A 22,157-nucleotide genomic window follows, 5' to 3' on the forward strand; every position below is an offset into this window, starting at 1 on the left:
CTTTCGCTAATGGAGCTCGGAATATTTATACTGGCCGGTATGTTATTAATAGCAAACTCACCAGTCCAGTATTAAAGCGAAAAATGTCCAACAATCTTCCTGCACCCAACGGCCCCGGCCGCCCGAAGGATCTCGCCAAGCGCGAGGCGATCCTCGAGGCGGCGAAGCGTCTTTTTCTAAGCAATGGTTACGCAAGCACCAGCATGGACGCGGTGGCGGCTGAGGCCGGAGTATCAAAGCTGACCGTTTACAGTCACTTCAACGACAAGGAGACGCTGTTCTCCTCTGCCGTGATGGCCAAATGCGAAGAGCAATTGCCCACACTGTTCTTCGAACTGCCCGACGGCATGCCGATCGAGAACGTGCTGTTGAACATCGCCCGAGGCTTTCATCTGCTGATCAACAGCGATGAATCGGTGAACCTGCATCGCCTGATCATGACGCTGGGGAGTCAGGACCCGAAACTCTCGCTGATCTTCTTCGAGGCAGGTCCGCAGCGGATGTTGCAGGGCATGGAACGCTTGCTGACGAAGATCGACCAGATCGGCGCCTTGAGCATCGACAAACCGCTGAATGCCGCCGAGCACTTCTTCTGCCTGCTCAAAGGCGCGGCGAATTTTCGCTTGCTTTACGGTTGCGGCGAGCCCTTGACCGGGGACGCGGCCGAGGCTCACATACAGGAAGTGGTGGGGTTGTTTATGCGGGCGTATCGGCCGGATTCGGCCTGATAGATATGTAGCGTCTGGGCGGACGCTATCGCGGGCAAGCCTTGCTCCTACAGAATTGTGTATGACCTGTAGGAGCAAAGCTTGCTCGCGATGGGGGCGACACGGTCTTAAGGCTTGAGCGCTTTCTTGGGGTAGATGTCGTAGCGGCTGGACTTGCCATCCAGCGCATGGCTCGGCTTTGGCCCTTCGATGCATGGCGCCTTGCGCGGGCGTTTGACCACCACTCGGTGGCTGGCCAGTGCGAGCGCAGCTTGAAGCAGGGCTGGTGCGTCCGGGTCATCGCCGACCAACGGGCGAAACAGGCGCATTTCCTTCTTCACCAACGCGGTTTTCTCACGATGCGGGAACATCGGGTCGAGGTAGATCACCTGCGGTGGCTCACCTTCCCAATTGCGCATCAACTCGATTGAGTTGCCCTTGAGCAAGGTCATCCGCGCGACAATCGGCGCCACCTCAAAATCTTCCGCCGCGCGAGCCAAACCGTCTTCCAGCAACGCGCCAATCAACGGCTGCCGCTCGATCAGGCTCATTTCGCAGCCAAGACTGGCCAGCACAAAACCATCCTTGCCCAGCCCCGCCGTGGCATCCAGTACCTTTGGCCGCACGCCTTGAGCGACGCCGACAGCCTTGGCGATCATCTGGCCGCTGCCGCCACCGTACAACCGACGATGGGCCGCGCCGCCCTCGACGAAGTCCACCCGCACCGGGCCCGGCGCATCCGGGCCGAGCTGTTGCAGCTGCAAACCATGCTCACCCACTTGCAACACAAACTCGGCATCGTCCAGCAGCAACGGCAAGTTCAATCGCTCGGCCCAGTGCTCGGCACGTGCCTGAAACGCTTCGGCCAAGGCCTGGACTTTGATGCGGCTGGCCGCGGGTTGCTCACTCATCAGAAAACACACTCAAAAAATTAATGATCGGCAAAAACGGCCGATAACAAAACTATCGAGCATTTTGCCAGAGCTGAGCGTCGACCGAGAGAAATGTCAGACATTCAACGCACATCAGTAGGCTACATCTCGCCCCACGGCGATTATGGCCTGCGCAACTCCCAAGCACTGAGCGGTGTCAGTCACCTGTGGCAGGATTTTTTTGCCCAGGCGCTGTCCGATCATTTGGGCGATGCTGCACCGGCTCCTGGCAGTTACACCCCTGTCGCCATCGACGGCCCGGTCGAACCGACCGTTGGCGCAGAATTGCTCGAACACATCGTCACGCAGCGCACCTGTGACGTGAAGGACACCGAAGTCCGCCCGCCTGAGCCGCTGTTCCTGCCGATTGCCGAGTTCGAAATGGACCTGGCCGACAAACCGTTCCCGCCATTCCCGCCGCAAGAAATTCTCGCGCAGCAGAAGCAACAAGACTTCGAAAGCGCTTGGGTGCGCCCGATCGTCCTGGCTGCCGGCCAGCCATTGCCTGCGCCAGGTCCGGCACCGCAACCGCGTCCGTTGCATCTGCCGATTGCCGAGTTCGAACTCGATCTGCTGGATAAACCGGCGACCCCTTACCCGCATGAAGAGTTGGTCGAGCAACAGAAGCGATTCGACTTCGATAACGGCTGGGCCCGCCCGATCGTCCTGCAAAACCTGCGCATCGCCGCCTGAGCCTCAACCTCAGCGACAAACCCACCACGGCCCGACATCCAGATGAAAATGGTTGCGATGAGCGGCGTTGTAATCCGGGCTCAATACCACGCTGAACATGTCACACGCGCCATCGCGAACCTTGCGCAGAAAGCGTGCATCGTCGTTGTCCTTCGGCCAGTCCCGCAGCACGCTGATACTGCGCCCGTCCGCCAGGCGAAAGCCCGCGATATCCAGTGCATCGGCCGTCGCATGCTGACTGCGTGAACCGTTTTCGCGGTTGTACATAGTGCGGCAGGCAAAACTGCCAAGGTGATCGACCCGCGCCACCGCCTGCCCATACGTGGCCTGCGCTGCCGGTTGCAGGGCATGCCGCTCGAACAGCACAAACGCCACTGCCAGCGGGCAACTGGCGAGGAAGCTGCTGCTCAGCGCCACCTCGCCGCCCTGCACGCGCAAGGTGTTGTTCAACGGGCAATCGACGTTGGGGTTGCTGTCGGCCTGGCGAGTGAACTTCAACCCGGCACCGCTGAGCACTTGGTCGCAGAGTGCCGGGTTATCGCGCAGTCTCATCAATTTGAAGCGTGTCAGCAGGTTCGGCGTCGCCCGAACATCCAGCGGCGCCCAAGGGTTCCAGGCCGCTGGCAATGGCAGCCAACCACGCCAGACCCCCACCAGCAATCCGCCCAACACCAGCACTACCGCCAACAGCACTTTCAGAAACCGCACGACAACTCCCTGTGGGTCAGCCTTTGAACAGTTGATTGATCTGCCCGAATGGCAGCGCGCGGTCGGCGAAGTCGAAGGTGCCGTGCGTCTGAATTTCCTGAGCAGCCTGATAAAACGCGCCGTAGGCGGCACGGGCCATGGCTGAGCCGACGCTGATCCGCTTGACGCCCATTTCACTGAGCTGCGCGACGCTCAACTTGAGACCGCCGGACATCAGCACATTGACCGGTTTCGGCGCCACCGCACGGACCACCGCCAGTATCTCTTCGGCGTTGCGCAGGCCCGGCGCATACAGCACATCGGCGCCCGCCTCGGCAAAGGCCTGCAAGCGGCGAATGGTGTCGGCCAGGTCCGGATTACCGTGCAGGTAATTCTCGGCGCGCGCGGTCAGGGTGAACGGGAACGGCAAACTGCGCGTGGCCGCGACCGCCGCTTCGATTCGTGCGACGGCGTGTTCAAAGCAGTAAATCGGGCCGTCTTCACGGCCGGTAGCGTCTTCGATCGAGCCACCGACCGCGCCAGCAGCGGCGGCACGCAGCAGGCTCTCGGCGGACTCTTGCGGGCTGTCGGCGAAACCGTTTTCCAGGTCAACCGCCACCGGCAGATCACTCGCGCCGACAATCGCCCGGACGTTGACCAGTGTCTCTTCGAGTTTGACCGCACCATCCGGGCGGCCCAGCGAAAAAGCATAACCGGCACTGGTGGTCGCCAGCGCCTGGTAACCCAGGCCGGCAAGCATTTTTGCCGAACCGGCGTCCCACGGATTGGGAATCACAAAAGCTCCGGCGCCTTCATGTAAGGCCTTGAAGGCCTGAGCTTTAAGGGTTTGCGCATCCATTGGCTCACTCCTGCAGAAGGGAAAACCCGTCGTCAGAGCAACCCAAGCTGCTCGGCGGCGGGTTCTCTGTATAGCTCAGGCAGCGCCGGCAAGCCAGGCAAACGCGTCATCAACCGAGTATGAAAGCGTTGCGCCAAAGCGGCGGCCAGCAGGTTGTCGGCGGTGTGCAGGAAGATGTACGGCGTGCGGCCCTCTTCGATCCATTGGGCGATTTTCTCGACCCATGGCGTCAGGAACGTATCGTTGGCTTCAAGCAGCGGATGACCGATGAAACGCACCTGCGGGAATTGGGTAAAAGCCGCCGGACGCGGTGGCACCTTGGGCTTTTTCGCTTGCGCATGCAGCACCGAGGGTTCAGTCGACGTGCAACTGAACAGCGCCCGTGGATCAAGGCAAATGCGCTCCACGCCACGATCCAGCAACAGTCGATTGAGCCTGCGCTCGGCATCGCCTTTGGCGAAGAAATCCCGATGCCGCACTTCAACGGCCAAGGGCCGCTGCACGCCATCGATGAACCCGGCCAGCTCGGCCAGTCGTTGCGGAGTGAACGCTGTCGACAGTTGCAGCCAGAGCGGTGAAACCCGCTCACCGAGCGGGCTGAGCAATTGCACGAAGGTTTCGGCGGCGCTCAGTTGCTCGCGCAGGTCGCCGCCGTGGCTGATGTCGCCGGGGAATTTGGCGGTAAAACGAAAATGTTCCGGCATCGTCTGCGCCCAGCGCTCCACCGTCGCCGGTGCAGGGCGTGCGTAGAACGTGGTGTTGCCTTCAACGGCGTTGAACACCTGCGAGTACAGGCCGAGAAATTCATTGGGGCGGGCGTTTTGCGGATACAGGTATTCGCGCCAGGCGTTTTCGCTCCAGGACGGGCAACCGAGGTAATAAGGCAACCGCATCAGATGTGCAGGTCGAGACCCAGCACTTCCATATCCCAATCGACGAACGCTGCGGTACTCAGGTAGCTGGCCAGGGCCATCGCCACGCTTTTGCTCATGGCGCGATGGTAGATCATGTCCTGCTGACGAGCCGGGAGATTGCTCAGGCGTTGCGCAGAAGCCTTGGCGGCGCGGGCGGCGAGTTGCTCTTCAGAAGGAAACTCCTGCTCGCCGTCGATATCTTCGAGGGACTCGTCCACCGACACATTGCCTTTGCGTGGCTTGCGCTTGATGGGGTAGGACTGAGAGGCAAAGCCGTCTATGCGCATAGGTATAAACTCGCTATCGATGATGGCAATTTAGCGGCACTTACCAGTGTGCGCAAACTCCCAAGTGATAACTAGAGCACAGAAACCGGAAAAGGTTTAAAAGCGCGCGGCAGAAACTGACCATTGGCAGTGCCCCTGTGGCGAGGGAGCTTGCTCCGCTCGGGTGCGAAGCGCCCGCAGATCAACCGACGCGATATAGCTGACGAAATGAGGTTGTAGATTTTGGGGGTGCTTCGCGCCCCAGCGGGAGCAAGCTCCCTCGCCACAAAAGCACTCGGATTCACTTGGCTTTGGGGGTTGCTACTTTGTCGCGCAGGTAAACCGGCTGGGCGTCGTCGGCGGGGATGCCTTCGCCGCGTTCCCAGGCGAAACGGGCCAGGGTCAGCAAGTCTTCGGCGTGAGGCAACATGCCGGCATCCTGACCGATCAGGTTGACCGCGATTCGCTCGCCATAGCCCCAGCCGGTGCCCGCGCCGAACCAGTCGCCCGTGGCATCTGCCGGCAATGCCGCGACTTGCGGCGGCAACACCGCTTCAGCCCCCACCAGACGCATTTCCCCGGCGGTTTCGCGGTAGCAGCCCCAATAGACTTCATCCATCCGGGCATCGATGGCCGCCGCGACCTGATGTGCACCGTGCTCGCGCAATGCGCGCTGCGCCAATACCGCCAGGTTAGACACCGGCAACACCGGACGATCCAGCGCAAACGCCAGGCCCTGAACCACGCCAATGGCTATTCGCACGCCAGTGAACGCACCCGGGCCGCGACCAAAGGCAATCGCATCGACCGCTTGCAAGGTGGTGCCCGCATCCGCCAACAACTGCTGGATCATCGGCAACAACTTCTGCGCATGCAGGCGCGGGATCACCTCGTAATGACTCGTGACCTTGCCGTCATGCAGCAAGGCAACGGAGCAAGCTTCAGTCGCGGTGTCCAGGGCCAGCAAGGTGCTCATCGATGTTTCCGTAAAGAGAGTTGGAAAAAGTCCGCCAGTATAAACAACAACGGCCCGCAAGCGGGCCGTTGTAGGTAAAGCAAATCAGCTTTCTCAGCTCAGCGCTTCAAGCACCTTGCCGGTGATCGCTTCAACCGAACCGACGCCTGCGATGTGGCTGTACTTCGGCTTGCCTTGGGCAGCCGACAGTTGCTGGTAGAAATCCACCAGTGGCTTGGTCTGGGAATGGTAGACCGACAGACGATGACGCACGGTTTCTTCAGTGTCGTCTTTACGCTGCACCAGCGCTTCGCCGGTGACGTCGTCCTGGCCCGCGACTTTTGGCGGGTTGTAGACGGTGTGGTAAACGCGGCCGCTGGCTTCGTGTACACGACGACCGGCGATACGCTGGACGATTTCTTCGTCATCAACGGCGATTTCAACCACGTGATCCAGTTCTACACCGGCATCGACCAGGGCTTCAGCCTGAGGAATGGTGCGCGGGAAACCGTCGAACAGGAAGCCATTGGCGCAATCGGGCTGAGCGATACGATCCTTGACCAATGCGATGATCAGGTCGTCGGAGACCAGGCCGCCTGCGTCCATGATGCTCTTGGCTTTAATGCCCAGCTCGGTGCCGGCCTTGACGGCAGCACGCAGCATGTCGCCGGTGGAGATCTGTGGAATAGCGAATTTTTCAGTGATGAACTTAGCCTGAGTACCTTTACCGGCCCCGGGAGCTCCCAGCAGAATGACGCGCATCGATGTGCTCCTCAATTTCTTATTTAGATAACGATCGGATTTGCCGCGTGGGGCCAATCTCAAAAATAGGGTCGTGGGCCGCCCAAACGGCCAAAGGCTGATCAAGATACACAGCAGGCCCTGACCACACAAGCCGCCGAAAGTCGGAGCAACCCGTGCCTGTTATGCCCTGGCGAGGAGGCGATCCAAGTCGCAACCCCATAACAAAGTGTCGCCTGACAAGCGCGACCGGCCCCCGCGGACCGGTCGTTTGTCGCAGTAAAATTGCCTGCGACACCCCGCAAAAGACCTTAGCCGGTATTGCGTAAACCGGCGGCAATCCCCGCCACAGACACCAGCAACGCCTGCTCCACCGGGCTGCCCTGCACCACATCCGGCTGTCGCGAGCGCGCCAACAGTTCAGCCTGCAATAGATGTAGCGGATCGAGGTAGGTGTTGCGCAAACGGATGAACTCCAGGGTGTCAGGGCTATGGGCCAGCAGTTGCGACTGACCGGTCAAGCCAAGGACCACGGCACATGCCTGCGACAATAGGTCGCGTAAATGCACACCCAAAGGTAACAATTCCGGCGCAACCAATCGTTCGTCGTAGGACTGGGCGATGTCCGCGTCAGCCTTGGCCAGCACCATCTCCAGCATGTCGATGCGTGTGCGGAAGAACGGCCACTGCTCACGCATCTGCGCCAGCAACTCGCCCTCACCGCGTGCCAAGGCGTTGCTCAACGCCGCTTCCCAGCCGAGCCAGGCCGGCAGCATCAGGCGGGTCTGGGTCCAGCCGAAGATCCACGGAATCGCCCGCAGGCTTTCGATCCCGCCAGCACGACGCTTGGCCGGACGGCTGCCGAGCGGCAGGCGCCCCAGCTCCTGCTCGGGCGTGGATTGACGGAAATACTCGACGAACTGCGGATTCTCCCGCACCACGGCGCGATAAGCGCTGACGCCATCGGCGGCCAATTCGTCCATCAGGCCGCGCCATGCGGGCGCAGGCGGTGGCGGCGGCAACAGCGTTGCTTCGAGCACCGCCGCCAGATACAGGTTGAGGTTTTGCTCGGCGATGTCCGGCAAGCCGAACTTGAACCGAATCATTTCCCCTTGCTCGGTGGTGCGGAAACGCCCGGCCACCGACCCCGGTGGCTGCGACAGAATCGCCGCGTGCGCCGGGCCACCGCCACGGCCTACGGTGCCACCGCGGCCATGGAACAACAGCAGTTCGACTTGCTGTTCGCGGCAGATATCCACCAGACGTTCCTGCGCCCGGTACTGAGCCCAGGCCGCCGCCGTGGTGCCGGCGTCCTTGGCCGAGTCGGAATAGCCGATCATCACTTCCTGCGGGCCCTGCAAACGCGAACGGTAACCCGGTAGCAGCAACAGTTTTTCGATCACCGGGCCGGCATTGTCGAGGTCGGCGAGGGTTTCGAACAACGGCACGACGCGCATCGGCCGCAGCACGCCAGACTCTTTAAGCAGCAGTTGCACGGCGAGCACGTCCGAAGCGGCACCCGCCATGGAGATCACATACGAGCCGAGCGACGCCGCCGGCGCCGCCGCGATTTCGCGACACGTCGCCAGGACTTCGGCGGTGTCGGCCGAAGGTTTGAAATAGGCCGGCAGGAGTGGCCGACGATTGTTCAGCTCACCCATCAGGAAGCTGATGCGCGCTTCCTCGTCCCAGTCTTCATAGCGACCGAGCCCGAGGTAGTCGGTGATTTCGGTCATCGCCGACGCATGCCGCGACGAGTCCTGGCGCACGTCCAGTCGCACCAGGAACAGGCCGAACGTCACCGCCCGACGCAGGCAATCGAGCAACGGGCCATCGGCGATCACGCCCATGCCGCATTCATGCAGCGATTGATAGCACAGCTCCAGCGGATCCAGCAGCTCGCGGTTGTTTTGCAGCACATCGGCCGGCGCCGGGGTGCTCGCGGTCAAGGATGCCTGCGCCCAGTTACGGGTCGCGCGCAGGCGTTCACGCAGCTGTTTAAGCACTGCACGGTAAGGTTCGGCGCTGTCCCCAGCCTTGGCCCGCAACGCGGTGCTGGCCTGCTGCATCGACAACTCGGCGGCCAGTTGATCGACATCGCGCAGGTAAAGGTCGGCCGCCATCCAGCGCGCCAACAGCAGCACTTCACGGGTCACCGCCGCCGTGACGTTCGGGTTGCCGTCGCGGTCGCCACCCATCCACGAGGCGAAGCGAATCGGCGCCGCCTCCAGCGGCAAGCGCAGACCGGTGGCCGCATGCAGCGCCTGGTCGGCTTTGCGCAGGTAGTTGGGAATCGCCTGCCACAGCGAATGCTCGATCACCGCAAAGCCCCACTTGGCTTCATCGACCGGGGTCGGCCGGGTGCGGCGAATTTCTTCGGTGTGCCAGGCTTCGGCGATCAGGCGCTGCAAGGTCGACTTGATCTGCTCGCGCTCGGCGCGGGTCAGGTCACGGTGATCCTGCGCCGCCAGTTGCGCGGCGATGGCATCGTACTTCTGGATCAAGGTCCGGCGGGCGACTTCAGTCGGGTGCGCCGTCAGCACCAGTTCGATCTCCAACCGTCCCAATTGCCGCGCCAGCGCGTCGCTGCCATGCCCTTCAGCCCGCAGGCGGGCGAGCAGTTCGGGCAACACCCGCGCCTCGAACGGTGCCGGTTGGGACTCTTCGCGGCGGTGAATCAACTGATATTGCTCGGCAATGTTCGCAAGATTCAGGAACTGGTTGAACGCTCGCGCCACTGGCAGCAGTTCATCTTCAGTCAACTGGTTGAGGCTGGCACGCAGTTCGGCGTCCGTCGAGCCACGACGGTCCGCTTTGGCACCCTTGCGGATCAGCTCGATCTTGTCGAGAAAGCCATCCCCGTACTGCTCGCGAATAGTGTTGCCCAACAACTCACCCAGCAGGTGAACATCCTCGCGCAAGCGTGCATCGATATCAGTCATCAGCAGTTCTCCAGCGAATGGCGGTCGACTCCAAGAGTGCCGTCCACAGCGGGTTCTTACAAGTCAGACGACAAATCGACGGTAAATCCTGAAGGTTGGGGCTAGTCTGAAGAATAAGTCGCACAAAGGCTTGCCACCGGCCACGGCCGGACACTCATCTCCCCTGCCACCAGCAGGTGCCTATTGAGGTCATTATGAAAATCCGTGAGCTAGCCCAGCATTGGGAAGAAACCGCCAAAGGCCGTTTGACCAAGACCGGCTACACCATTCACCTGGACGTCGAAGCCGCGGCGCGGTTGGCGGCGCTTACCGAGATGTACCCCAAACGCCACCCCGAAGAACTGCTGGGCGAACTGATCGGCGCCGCCCTGGAAGAGCTCGAAGCGAGTTTCCCTTACATCAAGGGTCAGCACGTGGTCGCAACCGATGAGGAAGGCGACCCGCTCTACGAAGACGTTGGCCCGACACCGCGCTTTCTCGAATTGTCGCGACGCCATCTGCACGATTTATCGGCTCAGGCCGGCAAGCAAAAACATTGACGTGCCCGCAATGCAAGAGCCCCGTCTGAGGTGATCAGTCGGGGCTCTTGTGTATACGCACGCTCTTGCCATTCGTCGCCACCTGTTATTTCTGACAGTAGGCAGCCTCCAGCGTCGCGAGTAAAAGTGAGCTCCTGGCCGGGATCACGGGCATCAAGGAGCAACACCATGCGACTGCTGACGGTTTTTTTGCTGCTGTGTGCGGCGCTGATCCAGGGAGGGTGCGCACAATCCACCCACGACCCTAAAGTCAGCGTCTCGACGAACGGCGAGTCTGAGTATAACCATCTCGACCCTGAGGCCATTCTCACCGGTGAGCCCCTGCCCGTTCCGGGCGTCAACCAACGACCGGTCGTGGGTACAAAAAAGGTGTTGCTGGTGGTCGGTCAGTGGACCGGCACCACCGCGCTGGACAAAGACGTGCTGTGGGCGCAGAGCCTTTCTTCCGAGGAAAAATCCTCCTTGCGCAGTTACATCAGAGATGTTTCAGGCGGGAAACTGACCCTGGAAGGCAAAATGATCACCGCTGACTTCGGTGCAAAACCGGACATCTGCAACACTCGCGACGCAGTCAAAGGTCCAGCGGAAGCTGCTGCCAGGGCTCAAGGCCTGAATCCCGCCGACTATGATTATCTGTTCATCGCGGCCCCTTGCGAAAAAGGTACCGGGAGTGCCGACGCACCTGGCCGAGTGCTGGCGATCTACGGCCAGCCAACGAGCTCGCATCTCTGGATTCGCCTGTTCGGCAATAACCTGGGGGTTATCAGCGGGCCGACCTACTCCGGCTGCCCTCTGAGCGGCAATGTCATCACGGCACCCGACCACTGCAAAATCATCTTCTACCGCGACTACGGTAATCCCGTCTCAGGTGGGCTGGCGGTTCTGTATCCCACGCACCACCGCTGGTATGCAGGCTGGTTGAGTGAGTCCCAGGTAACGCACATCAAGACGTCGGGCATCTACCGCCTCGTCCTCAGAAACAGTTATTTGATTGATCGCCCGACAACGGGCCCAAACCAGCCCCGGCAAATAGCGCTGGAGGTCCGTCAGCCCAGCACTCCACCATTCGACAGCCAGTTTCCCGACAACTTCGCCGTGGGCGTCTGGGTGCGCTACACCAACATGGGTGCCTACGCTCAGGACACGCAACTCGATGCCACGTCAGAGACGGCTTCAACAGAAGATGCGACCTTGAAAGCGGGCAGAACGTTAAAGGATGTGGCGGCCGGTATTACCGTGCTGGTGTGCGCAGTTGAGCCCTTGACGGGATCGTATGCAGCCATTTCTGTTGGCCTCAACGGGGAAACGCCAGCGGCCTGCTCCTCACTGAAGAAGCCGACCGTCACGACTCCAACTGATCAAGCATCGATCGACAGCAATACGCCCTACAGCGGAACTGGAGAGCCCGGCTCGCAGATGTTCTTGACGCTCATTGACCTTGAGACACTGTTCGCTCCAACCTTCACCGTCCCCGTAGATAAAACAGGCCACTGGACAATACGGGGATTGGGGAAGCCGGGGCGATCATACCAACTTACCTTGACTCAAAACTTCGGCGGTATCATTGGCCAAGCACACATCAAGTTCAGAGTAAAACCCGACACATCAGCCGCCAACCGATAGAAAAAGCCCCGCTTCCAGCCAAGGAAGCGGGGCTTTTTTCATTTGTCCGATCTAAACCGTTACTGCTCCAGTTGCGGGGTCTCTTGCCCCATGCAACGCACGGCTTTTTTCTTGTTGTTGACCAGCACACCCGTCAGGCCTTTCTGTTCGGTGTCGAACAGCACCAGTACGCCATCGACGCACTGGGCGACTTGCGCGGCCGGCTCCAGGGAGACTTTGTAGTTTTCGCCCGGTACGGTCTTGAGCATGGTGAAGTCGCTGAGCAGCAGCGCGTCTTCCGGTTTGGCGAAGTGCAGGTAACCGTAGAACCACAAGGCCCCGACGGTGCCGAGGATGCTGCAGATACCGGTGATAATCAGCGGGATGGCGTTACGTTCTTCACTCATTGCGGACTCTCTGGAGGTTCAACTTCTGAATTCGGGGGTACCGGGTAATTGGGCGTTTCGCCCAGGCGGCGCAGACCGTTGAAGTGCTGCGGGTCATCGAGGTAACGCAGCATGACGGTGCGCCAGGTCGGGACGCTGAAGGTCTGCACATGCCCGCCTCGGGTCAATTGCAGGACCCTGGGCGCGGGCGCAGCTTGATACAGTCGGATGCCATTGGAAAGAGGCACGAGCGGATCGTCGATACTGTGGAAGATCAGTTTTGGCACGCCATTGAGCTGCGGCATGGCGTAGATTGCGCTGTCGGCGTCCGGCACCAGCCAGGACAACGGCACCTGAAACGGCCAGGTCATCCACGACGAACTCAGTGCAAACCGCCCGACATCCCGATAACTGGCCGGCACGCTGTCGAGGACCAGCGCCTTGAGACGGGGCTGACGCTCGGGGTGTTCAGCCAGATAATGCACGACCAGCGCACCGCCAATGCTCTGACCCAGGACGATCAACGGTTTGCCCTGAACTTCTGGCGCCTGGTCCAGCCATTTGAATGCAGCGTCGATGTCCTGATAGATCGCCGGAAGGCCGGGTTTACCCTGCGACAGCCCATAGCCGCGATAGTCCACCAGCAGCACCTGGTAACCCTGCTTCGGTAGCCACCAGCTGCCCCCAAGATGCCCGGCGAGATTTCCGCCATTACCGTGCAAGTGCAGCACCGTGCCCTTGACCGCTACGCCTTTTTTGGCCGGCAGCCACCAACCGTTGAGTTTCACGCCGTCAGCGGTGGTCAAGGTGACGTCACGGTATTCAAGCCCGGCTTTTTGCGGGGTAAACGGCAGACCGGGATCGGGGTAGAACAGCAAGGAGCTGCAACCGCCGAGGGTCAGGAGAAGGCAAAGGATGCCGAGGACTTTCATCCGTTGAAACCCCGCAATGAAGGTGAAGAACTCCGCTGCCATTCAGATCATCAGCATCGCGGTCTGCGGTAACTCACAGGGGATCGCATTCCAGTGTAGGCGCTGCCGCGGGCTGCGATTTTTTGCATTCGGTTTTCCGAACGCGACCCATCAGTCGATTCGGTTAACCGGACTATCAAGTCCTGAATCCAACTCTATAAATATTTAATATCCTTTAAAATCAATAAGTTGATTGATAAACACTGAACTGGCATGACTCATGCTCTACAACTTGGGACGAATGCCTGATGTGCCAACACTTCAGGAGCCGTCAAGGCATTCAGCAGTACAAAAGAGCCGATGAACTGGCTCCATATAAAAACAATGTAGAGGAAAATTTGATGCGCATCGTTCCCCATATCCTGGGCGCAGCCATTACGGCCGCTCTGATCAGCACGCCAGTTTTCGCCGCCGAACTCACCGGCACCCTGAAAAAGATCAAAGAGTCCGGCACCATTACCCTGGGGCATCGCGACGCTTCTATTCCGTTTTCCTACATTGCAGATGCTTCCGGCGTACCGGTCGGCTACTCCCACGATATTCAGCTGAAAATCGTCGAAGCCATCAAGAAAGACCTGGATATGCCAAACCTGAAGGTCAAGTACAACCTGGTCACCTCGCAAACCCGTATTCCACTGGTTCAAAACGGCACTGTGGACGTCGAGTGCGGTTCCACCACCAACAACACCGAGCGTCAGCAACAAGTTGACTTCTCCGTTGGCATCTTCGAAATCGGCACCAAGCTGCTGTCGAAAAAAGACTCGACCTACAAAGACTTCGCCGACCTCAAAGGCAAGAACGTCGTGACCACCGCCGGCACCACGTCCGAGCGCATTCTGAAGTCGATGAACGCCGACAAGCAGATGGGCATGAACGTCATCTCCGCCAAAGACCATGGCGAATCCTTCCAGATGCTGGAATCGGGCCGCGCTGTCGCCTTCATGATGGACGACGCCTTGCTGGCCGGTGAAATGGCCAAGGCCAAGAATCCGACTGACTGGGCCGTGACCGGTACTGCTCAGTCCTATGAAATCTACGGTTGCATGGTCCGCAAGGGCGACGCGCCGTTCAAGAAGGCTGTGGACGACGCCATCGTCGCGACCTACAAGTCCGGCGAGATCAACAAGATCTACGGAAAGTGGTTCACTCAGCCAATCCCGCCAAAAAACCTCAACCTGATGTTCCCGATGAGCGACGAGCTCAAGGCCCTGATCGCCAACCCGACCGACAAAGCGGCTGAAGAAAAGAAATCCTGATTTCTGACTAACCCACCTCCTGACAGGGCCTGCGCCCTTTCAGGAGGCTGTCACTACCTGCTGGCACTTTCTGGAAACACTCGAACCGGTGGTTGTCGAGCCGATCGCGTGTGCCTGATCGTCGAGATCAGAGGGAACGGAGTTTCCCCAGGCAGGCACTTGTACATCGATCGATCTGAGGGGAGACCCCAATGAATTACAACTGGGATTGGGGCGTGTTCTTCAAGTCCACCGGCGTGGGCAGCGAGACCTATCTCGACTGGTTCATCACGGGATTGGGCTGGACCATCGCCATCGCCATCGTGGCCTGGATCATCGCCTTGATGCTGGGCTCGGTGCTCGGCGTCATGCGTACCGTACCGAATCGCCTGGTATCGGGCATCGCCACTTGCTATGTGGAACTCTTTCGTAACGTACCGCTGCTGGTTCAGCTGTTCATCTGGTACTTCCTGGTGCCCGACCTGTTGCCGCAAAACCTGCAGGACTGGTACAAGCAGGACCTGAATCCGACCACCTCGGCCTACCTGAGCGTCGTCGTGTGCCTGGGCCTGTTCACCGCCGCCCGAGTGTGCGAGCAAGTGCGCACGGGTATCCAGGCGCTGCCGCGTGGCCAGGAATCGGCCGCCCGCGCCATGGGCTTCAAGCTGCCGCAAATCTACTGGAATGTGCTGCTGCCCCAAGCCTACCGGATCGTCATTCCGCCGCTGACCTCGGAATTTCTCAACGTTTTCAAGAACTCCTCCGTCGCATCCTTGATCGGCCTGATGGAGCTGCTTGCACAGACCAAACAGACCGCGGAGTTCTCCGCCAACCTGTTCGAAGCCTTCACCCTGGCGACCCTGATCTACTTCACCTTGAACATGAGCCTGATGCTGCTGATGCGTATGGTCGAGAAGAAAGTTGCGGTGCCCGGCCTGATTTCCGTGGGGGGTAAATAATGGATCTCGATTTCAGTGGCGTCGTACAGGCCGTCCCCGGCATGTGGAACGGCATGGTCATGACCCTGCAACTGACGGTACTCGGCGTCGTCGGCGGGATCATCCTCGGCACTCTCCTGGCGCTGATGCGCCTGTCCCACAGCAAGCTGCTGTCGAACATTGCCGGCGCTTACGTGAACTACTTCCGCTCGATCCCGCTGCTGCTGGTGATCACCTGGTTCTACCTGGCGGTACCGTTCGTGCTGCGCTGGATCACCGGCGAAGACACGCCGATCGGTGCGTTCACCTCGTGCATCGTGGCCTTCATGATGTTCGAAGCGGCGTACTTCTGCGAAATCGTCCGGGCCGGCGTGCAGTCGATTCCCAAGGGACAGATGGGCGCAGCCAAGGCGTTGGGCATGGGCTACGGCCAGATGATGCGCCTGATCATCCTGCCGCAAGCGTTTCGCAAGATGACCCCGCTGTTGCTGCAACAAAGCATCATCCTGTTTCAGGATACCTCGCTGGTCTACACGGTCGGCCTGGTGGACTTCCTCAATGCTACGCGTGCCAGTGGCGACATCATCGGCCGCGCCAATGAGTTCCTGATCATCGCAGGTCTCGTGTACTTCACAATCAGCTTTGCCGCCTCACGGCTGGTCAAGCGTCTGCAAAAAAGGTTTGCCGTATGATTTCTATCAAGAATGTCAACAAGTGGTATGGCGACTTCCAGGTACTGACTGATTGCAGCACCGAGGTCAAAAAAGGCGAAGTGATTGTGGTGTGCGGACCGTCTGGCTCCGGCAAATCCACCCTGATCAAATGCGTCAACGCCCTGGAACCGTTCCAGAAAGGCGACGTGGTGGTCGATGGTACCTCCATCGCCGACCCGAAAACCGACCTGCCGAAACTGCGCTCGCGCGTTGGCATGGTGTTCCAGCATTTCGAACTGTTCCCGCACCTGACCATCACCGAAAACCTGACCATCGCGCAGATCAAGGTGTTGGGCCGCAGCAAGGAAGAAGCCACCAAAAAGGGCCTGCAACTGCTTGAGCGCGTCGGCCTTTCGGCTCACGCCCACAAGCACCCGGGCCAGCTCTCCGGTGGTCAGCAACAGCGTGTGGCGATTGCCCGTGCACTGGCGATGGACCCGATCGTCATGCTGTTCGACGAACCGACCTCGGCGCTCGACCCGGAAATGGTCAATGAAGTGCTCGACGTAATGGTGCAACTGGCCAACGAAGGCATGACCATGATGTGCGTAACCCACGAAATGGGCTTCGCCCGTAAAGTGGCGGACCGGGTGATCTTCATGGATCAGGGCAAAATCATCGAAGACTGCAAGAAGGAAGAGTTCTTCGGCGACATCAACGCCCGCTCGGACCGCGCGCAGCACTTCCTCGACAAGATTCTGCAGCACTAAAACCGGCAACCGCTCCCTGTTGGAGCGGGCCTGCCTTTGTGGCGAGGGAGCAAGCTCCCTCGCCACAGGTCCTGCGCTCGACTGAAACGAGCGCAAGCCCGCCGCCACACTGGTTGACCCAAGGCATCTGTGATGAAATGCGACCCCACTCTCTATCGCGCAGCGCCGCCATCACTTGCCGTGAAACCTCGTCTGATTCGCCAACTGTTCCTGCCACCGCTGATCATCTTGCTGATGGTCGGATTGGGTTACCTCGGCTTCTGGGTCAGCGAGCACTACGGCATTCGCAGCCTGAGCGAGAACGGTCAACGTCAGCTGGAACTGCACGCCCGCGCGGTCGAAAGCGAGATCAGCAAATACACCTACCTGCCCAGCCTGCTGGAACTCGAATCGAGTGTTTCAGAGCTGTTGGGCGACCCTACGCCCGAGCACCGGCAAGCGGTCAACAATTACCTCGAAGGCCTGAACCGGCGCAGCCGCAGTCGGGCAATCTACGTGATGGATACCACCGGTCGGGTACTGGCCACCAGTAACTGGCGCGATGTCGACAGCTACCTAGGCGAAGACCTGTCCTTCCGTGCGTATTTCCAGAATGCCGTACGCGGTCAGCCCGGTCGTTTCTACGGCATCGGCAGCACCAACGGCGAGCCTGGCTACTACCTGGCCCATGGCCTGGAAGAGCAAGGCAAAATCATCGGCGTCGCAGTGGTCAAAGTCCGCCTCGAAGCCATGGAAGAACGCTGGCAGCGTGCACGCCTGGAAGCTTTCGTCAGCGACGAGAATGGCATCATCATTCTGTCCAGCGACCCGGCGCGGCGGCTCAAATCGGTTCGCCCGCTCAGCGACGACACCAAGGAACGCCTGGCCCGCAGCCTGCAATATTACTGGTACCCGCTCAACGAACTGGAACCGCTGGCCCGCGAACGGCTGTCCGAAGGCGTAGAGAAAATCACCTTCCCGGCCAACGCCGAGCTGGTCTCGGATGAACAGGAAATCAGTTACCTGTCGCAGACCCGCGTCTTGAGCGATACACCGTGGAATTTCACCCTGCTCACACCGCTTGGGGATCTGCGTCGTGAAGCGATCAACCAGGGCATCCTGGTCGCGGTGGCCTTCGCGCTGGTGGCGTTCCTGCTGATTGCCTGGAACGAACGGCGCAAAGTCATCGCCACCCGCCTCGCCGCCCGCGAAGCGCTGCAAGAAGCCAACAATCAGCTCGAACGCAGGATTACCGAACGTACCACCGACCTGCGGGCCAGCAACGAGCGCCTGAAAAGCCAGATCCGCGAACGGCGCCAGGCCGAAGAAACCTTGCGCCGAGCTCAGGACGAACTGGTACAGGCCGGTAAACTCGCGGCCATCGGCCAGATGTCCACCAGCATTGCCCATGAATTGAACCAGCCGCTGGCCGCGTTGCGTACCTTGTCCGGCAATACCGTGCGCTTTCTCGAGCGCGGTCAGCTGGACATCGCCAGTGCCAACCTGAAAACCATCAACGATCTGATCGACCGCATGGGCCGGATTACCGCCAGCCTGCGCTCCTTTGCCCGGCGCGGCGACGATCAGGGCCAGGCCAGCCTCGGTAAAGCGGTAGATGCCGCCTTGCAGTTGCTCGGCGCACGCCTTGAAAGCGCTCGTTTGCTGTTGCACCGCGAGTTCAGCGACGTGCAAGTACAGATCGACCAGACCCGTCTGGAACAGATCCTGGTCAACCTGATTGGCAACGCCCTGGACGCCATGCAAGCGCAGCCATTGCCCGAACTATGGCTGGAAGGCGAGGTTGTCGACGGCAAATATCGCCTGCGCGTCCGCGATAACGGCCACGGTATCAACGCCGAAGCCCGCAAGCATTTGTTCGAACCTTTCTTTACCACCAAACCCGGCGAACAGGGCCTGGGCCTTGGCCTGACCCTGTCGGCGAGCCTGGCGGCCGCCACCGGCGGTCACCTCGGCGTCGAGCACCCGGCCAGCGGTGGTACCGCTTTCGTCCTCAGCTTACCGTTGGTAAGCCCCGTTCCTGCCGAGCCGATATGAACAACGACCTTAGTGTGCTGATCGTCGAAGACGATCCCCATGTCCTGCTCGGTTGCCAGCAGGCGCTGGCGCTGGAAGATATCCCCTGCGAAGGCGTTGGCAGCGCTGAAGAGGCCCTGGCGCGGGTCGGCGACAACTTCGCCGGGATCGTCATCAGCGACATTCGCCTGCCGGGCATCGATGGACTGGAACTGCTAAACCGCCTCAAGGCCCGTGACCGTAGCCTGCCGGTGGTGCTGATCACCGGCCATGGCGACATCTCGATGGCGGTTGGCGCGATGCAAAAAGGCGCCTACGACTTCATGGAGAAACCGTTCTCCCCCGAACGCCTGGTCGACGTCGCACGCCGTGCCCTGGAGCAACGCAGCCTGGCTCGCGAAGTGACCTCGTTGCGCCGGCAACTGGCCGAGCGTGATTCCCTGGAGGGGCGGATCATCGGGCGCTCGCCCGCCATGCAGCACCTGCGCGAGCTGATCGCCAACGTCGCCGATACGTCGGCCAACGTGTTGATCGAAGGCGAGACCGGCACCGGCAAAGAGCTGGTCGCGCGTTGCCTGCACGACTTCAGCCGCCGTCAGTCGCAGCAATTCGTCGCGCTGAACTGCGGTGGCCTGCCGGAGAACCTGTTCGAAAGTGAGATTTTCGGTCATGAAGCGAATGCATTCACCGGTGCCGGAAAACGCCGGATCGGCAAGATCGAACACGCCAACGGCGGCACGTTGTTCCTCGACGAAGTAGAAAGCATGCCATTGCCACTGCAAATCAAACTGCTGCGGGTATTGCAGGAGCGCACGCTGGAGCGGCTCGGCTCGAACCAGAGTGTCGCGGTCGACTGCCGGGTGATCGCGGCGACCAAGTCCGACCTCGACGACTTGAGCCGCGCCGGCCAGTTTCGCAGCGACCTGTATTACCGCTTGAACGTAGTGACGCTGGAACTGCCACCGCTGCGTGAGCGTCGCGAAGACATCCTGCAATTGTTCGAACACTTCTTGCAGCAATCGTCCCTGCGCTTTGACCGTGCGCTGCCTGAGCTGGACAACCAGACCCTGTCGACCCTGATGAGTCACGACTGGCCCGGTAATGTGCGCGAACTGCGTAACGTCGCCGAGCGTTTTGCCCTTGGTTTGCCGGCCTTCAAGAAATCCGGCACCGGTGGCGCCGCCCAAGGCCTGGCGTTCTCAGAAGCGGTGGAAGCCTTCGAACGCAACCTGCTCAATGACGCCTTGCTGCGCAGCGGCGGCAACCTGACCCAGGCCAGCCTGGAACTGGGAATGGCCAAGACCACGCTGTTCGACAAAGTTAAAAAATACGGCTTGAGCCACTAACCCACTGCGAGAGTTTTCGTGGATCTACTGTTAAAAGCTGCACTGGGCGCGGCGGTGGTGGTGATCCTCGCCTTCCTCGCCAAAACCAGAAACTATTACATCGCAGGCCTGGTGCCGCTGTTTCCGACCTTTGCACTGATTGCCCATTACATCGTCGGCAAGGGCCGCTCGCTGGACGATCTGAAGACCACCATCGTGTTTGGCATGTGGTCGATCATTCCGTACTTCGTTTATCTGGCAACCTTGTACGTGATGGTCGATCGCCTTCGCCTGGAGGCCTCGCTGGCGGTGGCTGCGCTTGCGTGGCTGATGGCGGCGACGGTGTTGGTTTCTGTTTGGGTCCGCGTTCACGCCTGACTGCTTTTTAGGGCTTCAGATCCATCCCCTCACCCTAACCCTCCCGAAACGTCGGACCGCCCCAAGGGGCGAGGGGACTGATTTGGGTGTTCTTGCGACTTACTGCGACCTGAAAGATTGGGTGGAACTTGAGTTCGCTGCATTGGATCAGGTCGCAGTATTTCAACTAAACACCTCGGTCAGTCCCCTCGCCCCTCGGGGAGAGGGTTAGGGTGAGGGGGGATTCAAGCCACACCCGGTCATTCAAACCCGACACTGGCCCGCCCCTTGCATTTACCCCCTAAAGCCCGCCCGGCCTGCGCTCGTGATCGACCGCGCCGGCCTTGCAGGGGCGCTGCCATGGGTAAAACACGTTTTGAATATATTGGATCTCGACCACAGCCTCACAGCCCAGGCGCCGATTGCCCGATTGCTGGAAAGCGGTCGCGCCAAGCGTCTGGACCTGCTCGATCTGGGCCCCAAACTGCGTTTGTGGTCCAGCGAGAAAAACTATCGTCGCTTTTCCGAACGCCTGCGCCAACGGCCACCCCATACGGGCCCGCAGCCAGAAATCTTCTTTATAGGCTCTGGCGACTACCACCACCTGACCCCGGCTTTTCTCGCCGAGATTACCGAGCCGGTCAGCCTGATTCATTTCGACAACCATCCCGACTGGGTGCGTTTCGCACCGCGTCGGCATTGCGGTTCATGGGTCAACCGGGCACTGAAGCTGCCGAACATCAAACGCATCGTCACCCTCGGGCCGTGCAGCGATGACCTGCATAACCCGCAACTGCGTGGCGGCAACCTCGGCGCGCTGAAGCGTGGCGACTTGCAGCTGTTCCCCTGGCAGCACCCGCCGTCCCAGGTCTGGGGTTTCATCGGCGATGGTGCCGGGCATCAACAGCGGGAAAACCTGCTGCACTGGCGCAACCTGGCCGACCTCGATTGGCCGGTGTTTCTCCAGCAACTGATCGAGAGCCTGCCGACCGAAGCGGTGTGGATTACCATCGACAAGGATGTGCTGGCCAGTGAAGACGCCGCGACCAACTGGGATCAGGGTGGCATGCGGCTGACGCACTTGCTGCAAGCCCTGCGCATGTTGGCCGCGAGCAAGCGAATCCTCGGCATCGATGTCTGCGGCGAGTTCGCCCAACCAGCCTTCAGCAACGCGCTCAAGCGTTGGGAAGCGAAATCCGACCAGCCGTCCCCCGAGCGCTGGAGCGAAGACGATCTGCTGCGAAATGCGGCAACCAACCAGGCGCTGATCAGCCTGTTCGAGGAGTTATTCCCGTGACCTTGACCGTGGTGTTACTGGTGGCGTTTTCGATTGTTCTGGACGTCATCGGCCAGCTCTGTTTCAAGCTGGGCCTTGACCGTTTACCGGAGCTCGAAGGTGGCTTTCGATTGAACGCGTTCTGGGGCCAGGTGTTCAACGCGCCGTTGCTCTGGTGCGGGATAGGCGCCTATGCCATCGAGTTCTTTGTCTGGCTCGAAGCCCTGTCCCGCGCGCCGCTGAGCCTGTTGTTTCCATCCGCGGCGCTGGCTTATTGCGGTGTGGTACTGGCCGGTAAAGTCGTGCTGGGTGAAACCGTCAGCCGCCGGCGCTGGCTTGGCACCCTGGTGATTACGGCGGGCGTGATGCTCGTGTGTGTCGCCCATGTCTGAAGCT

Annotated in this window: 23 protein-coding genes; 13 read left to right on the forward strand and 10 right to left on the reverse strand. The window is 60.3% G+C overall.

Annotation, left to right across the window (positions count from 1 at the left end; genetic code table 11):
* Positions 1 to 83 precede the first annotated feature (83 nt).
* On the forward strand, positions 84 to 728 hold the full coding sequence (locus tag KRR23_RS01540) for a TetR/AcrR family transcriptional regulator (protein WP_216741059.1): 645 nt from the start codon (positions 84 to 86) through the stop codon (positions 726 to 728).
* A 107-nt stretch (positions 729 to 835) separates the two neighbouring features.
* Here KRR23_RS01540 and KRR23_RS01545 read toward each other — a convergent pair whose 3' ends face one another.
* Positions 836 to 1,618 carry a class I SAM-dependent methyltransferase gene (locus KRR23_RS01545; protein WP_216741060.1) on the reverse strand — a complete coding sequence of 261 codons (783 nt, stop codon included), beginning with the start codon at positions 1,616 to 1,618 and terminating at the stop codon, positions 836 to 838.
* A 93-nt stretch (positions 1,619 to 1,711) separates the two neighbouring features.
* Here KRR23_RS01545 and KRR23_RS01550 point away from each other — a divergent pair, with 93 nt between their 5' ends.
* The gene (locus tag KRR23_RS01550; RefSeq protein WP_216741061.1) at positions 1,712 to 2,332 is read left to right on the forward strand and encodes an energy transducer TonB; all 621 of its coding nucleotides are present in this window, start codon (positions 1,712 to 1,714) and stop codon (positions 2,330 to 2,332) included.
* A gap of 9 nt (positions 2,333 to 2,341) precedes the next feature.
* On the opposite strand, the gene KRR23_RS01555 is transcribed toward KRR23_RS01550, so the two are convergent.
* The 7 genes from KRR23_RS01555 to ppc form a co-directional block, all read right to left on the reverse strand.
* Positions 2,342 to 3,040 (reverse strand): extensin family protein, encoded by a 699-nt coding sequence (locus KRR23_RS01555; RefSeq protein WP_216741062.1) that lies wholly within the window; start codon positions 3,038 to 3,040, stop codon positions 2,342 to 2,344.
* Positions 3,041 to 3,056: 16 nt separating this feature from the next.
* The gene (locus tag KRR23_RS01560; protein ID WP_216741063.1) at positions 3,057 to 3,878 is read right to left on the reverse strand and encodes an oxaloacetate decarboxylase; all 822 of its coding nucleotides are present in this window, start codon (positions 3,876 to 3,878) and stop codon (positions 3,057 to 3,059) included.
* 32 nt (positions 3,879 to 3,910) lie between these two features.
* Entirely contained in the window at positions 3,911 to 4,771 is an 861-nt protein-coding gene (locus tag KRR23_RS01565; RefSeq protein ID WP_216741064.1) for a DUF72 domain-containing protein, read from the reverse strand.
* A complete protein-coding gene (locus KRR23_RS01570) occupies positions 4,771 to 5,079 on the reverse strand; it encodes a hypothetical protein (protein ID WP_103315536.1) in 309 nt (102 codons plus the stop codon). The genes KRR23_RS01565 and KRR23_RS01570 overlap by 1 nt, the downstream gene beginning before the upstream one ends.
* A 280-nt stretch (positions 5,080 to 5,359) precedes the next feature.
* Positions 5,360 to 6,034: a tRNA (adenosine(37)-N6)-threonylcarbamoyltransferase complex dimerization subunit type 1 TsaB gene (gene tsaB, locus KRR23_RS01575; RefSeq protein ID WP_216741065.1), complete on the reverse strand. Its 675-nt coding sequence runs from the start codon at positions 6,032 to 6,034 to the stop codon at positions 5,360 to 5,362.
* 93 nt (positions 6,035 to 6,127) lie between these two features.
* Positions 6,128 to 6,775 carry an adenylate kinase gene (adk, locus tag KRR23_RS01580; RefSeq protein ID WP_054595883.1) on the reverse strand — a complete coding sequence of 216 codons (648 nt, stop codon included), beginning with the start codon at positions 6,773 to 6,775 and terminating at the stop codon, positions 6,128 to 6,130.
* Between the two features lie 290 nt (positions 6,776 to 7,065).
* The gene (ppc, locus tag KRR23_RS01585; protein WP_216741066.1) at positions 7,066 to 9,696 is read right to left on the reverse strand and encodes a phosphoenolpyruvate carboxylase; all 2,631 of its coding nucleotides are present in this window, start codon (positions 9,694 to 9,696) and stop codon (positions 7,066 to 7,068) included.
* 194 nt (positions 9,697 to 9,890) lie between these two features.
* On the opposite strand from ppc, the gene KRR23_RS01590 reads away from it, so the two are divergent.
* Both KRR23_RS01590 and KRR23_RS01595 read left to right on the forward strand, forming a co-directional pair.
* The gene (locus KRR23_RS01590; RefSeq protein WP_103315539.1) at positions 9,891 to 10,235 is read left to right on the forward strand and encodes a pilin assembly protein; all 345 of its coding nucleotides are present in this window, start codon (positions 9,891 to 9,893) and stop codon (positions 10,233 to 10,235) included.
* A 168-nt stretch (positions 10,236 to 10,403) separates the two neighbouring features.
* Positions 10,404 to 11,858, forward strand: coding sequence for a transposase (locus KRR23_RS01595; protein WP_216741067.1), 1,455 nt, complete (start codon positions 10,404 to 10,406; stop codon positions 11,856 to 11,858).
* A 59-nt stretch (positions 11,859 to 11,917) separates the two neighbouring features.
* Here KRR23_RS01595 and KRR23_RS01600 read toward each other — a convergent pair whose 3' ends face one another.
* Together KRR23_RS01600 and KRR23_RS01605 are read right to left on the reverse strand one after the other, a co-directional pair.
* Positions 11,918 to 12,244, reverse strand: a complete 327-nt coding sequence (locus KRR23_RS01600) for a hypothetical protein (RefSeq protein ID WP_216741068.1) — start codon at positions 12,242 to 12,244, stop codon at positions 11,918 to 11,920.
* Complete coding sequence (locus tag KRR23_RS01605) at positions 12,241 to 13,155, reverse strand: alpha/beta hydrolase (protein ID WP_216741339.1); 915 nt, start codon at positions 13,153 to 13,155, stop codon at positions 12,241 to 12,243. The genes KRR23_RS01600 and KRR23_RS01605 overlap by 4 nt, the downstream gene beginning before the upstream one ends.
* Positions 13,156 to 13,535: 380 nt before the next feature.
* Here KRR23_RS01605 and KRR23_RS01610 point away from each other — a divergent pair, with 380 nt between their 5' ends.
* The 9 genes from KRR23_RS01610 (at position 13,536) to KRR23_RS01650 (ending at position 22,153) form a co-directional block, all read left to right on the forward strand.
* Positions 13,536 to 14,450 carry a glutamate/aspartate ABC transporter substrate-binding protein gene (locus tag KRR23_RS01610; RefSeq protein ID WP_216741069.1) on the forward strand — a complete coding sequence of 305 codons (915 nt, stop codon included), beginning with the start codon at positions 13,536 to 13,538 and terminating at the stop codon, positions 14,448 to 14,450.
* A gap of 191 nt (positions 14,451 to 14,641) precedes the next feature.
* On the forward strand, positions 14,642 to 15,388 hold the full coding sequence (locus KRR23_RS01615; protein WP_054595878.1) for an amino acid ABC transporter permease: 747 nt from the start codon (positions 14,642 to 14,644) through the stop codon (positions 15,386 to 15,388).
* The gene (locus tag KRR23_RS01620) at positions 15,388 to 16,059 is read left to right on the forward strand and encodes an amino acid ABC transporter permease (RefSeq protein ID WP_054595877.1); all 672 of its coding nucleotides are present in this window, start codon (positions 15,388 to 15,390) and stop codon (positions 16,057 to 16,059) included. Before KRR23_RS01615 ends, KRR23_RS01620 begins: the two co-directional genes overlap by 1 nt.
* Positions 16,056 to 16,790, forward strand: a complete 735-nt coding sequence (locus tag KRR23_RS01625; protein WP_054595876.1) for an amino acid ABC transporter ATP-binding protein — start codon at positions 16,056 to 16,058, stop codon at positions 16,788 to 16,790. The genes KRR23_RS01620 and KRR23_RS01625 overlap by 4 nt, the downstream gene beginning before the upstream one ends.
* Before the next feature lie 132 nt (positions 16,791 to 16,922).
* The gene (locus KRR23_RS01630) at positions 16,923 to 18,824 is read left to right on the forward strand and encodes a sensor histidine kinase (RefSeq protein ID WP_216741070.1); all 1,902 of its coding nucleotides are present in this window, start codon (positions 16,923 to 16,925) and stop codon (positions 18,822 to 18,824) included.
* On the forward strand, positions 18,821 to 20,149 hold the full coding sequence (locus KRR23_RS01635; RefSeq protein ID WP_216741071.1) for a sigma-54 dependent transcriptional regulator: 1,329 nt from the start codon (positions 18,821 to 18,823) through the stop codon (positions 20,147 to 20,149). Before KRR23_RS01630 ends, KRR23_RS01635 begins: the two co-directional genes overlap by 4 nt.
* A gap of 27 nt (positions 20,150 to 20,176) precedes the next feature.
* Positions 20,177 to 20,506: a GlpM family protein gene (locus KRR23_RS01640; RefSeq protein WP_173859969.1), complete on the forward strand. Its 330-nt coding sequence runs from the start codon at positions 20,177 to 20,179 to the stop codon at positions 20,504 to 20,506.
* A 355-nt stretch (positions 20,507 to 20,861) separates the two neighbouring features.
* On the forward strand, positions 20,862 to 21,782 hold the full coding sequence (locus tag KRR23_RS01645) for an arginase (protein WP_216741072.1): 921 nt from the start codon (positions 20,862 to 20,864) through the stop codon (positions 21,780 to 21,782).
* Positions 21,779 to 22,153, forward strand: coding sequence for a transporter (locus KRR23_RS01650; RefSeq protein WP_216741073.1), 375 nt, complete (start codon positions 21,779 to 21,781; stop codon positions 22,151 to 22,153). Before KRR23_RS01645 ends, KRR23_RS01650 begins: the two co-directional genes overlap by 4 nt.
* Positions 22,154 to 22,157: the final 4 nt, after the last annotated feature.

This window comes from Pseudomonas sp. CVAP#3, assembly GCF_018986375.1.
In the GTDB taxonomy this organism is placed as follows: domain Bacteria; phylum Pseudomonadota; class Gammaproteobacteria; order Pseudomonadales; family Pseudomonadaceae; genus Aquipseudomonas; species Aquipseudomonas helvetica.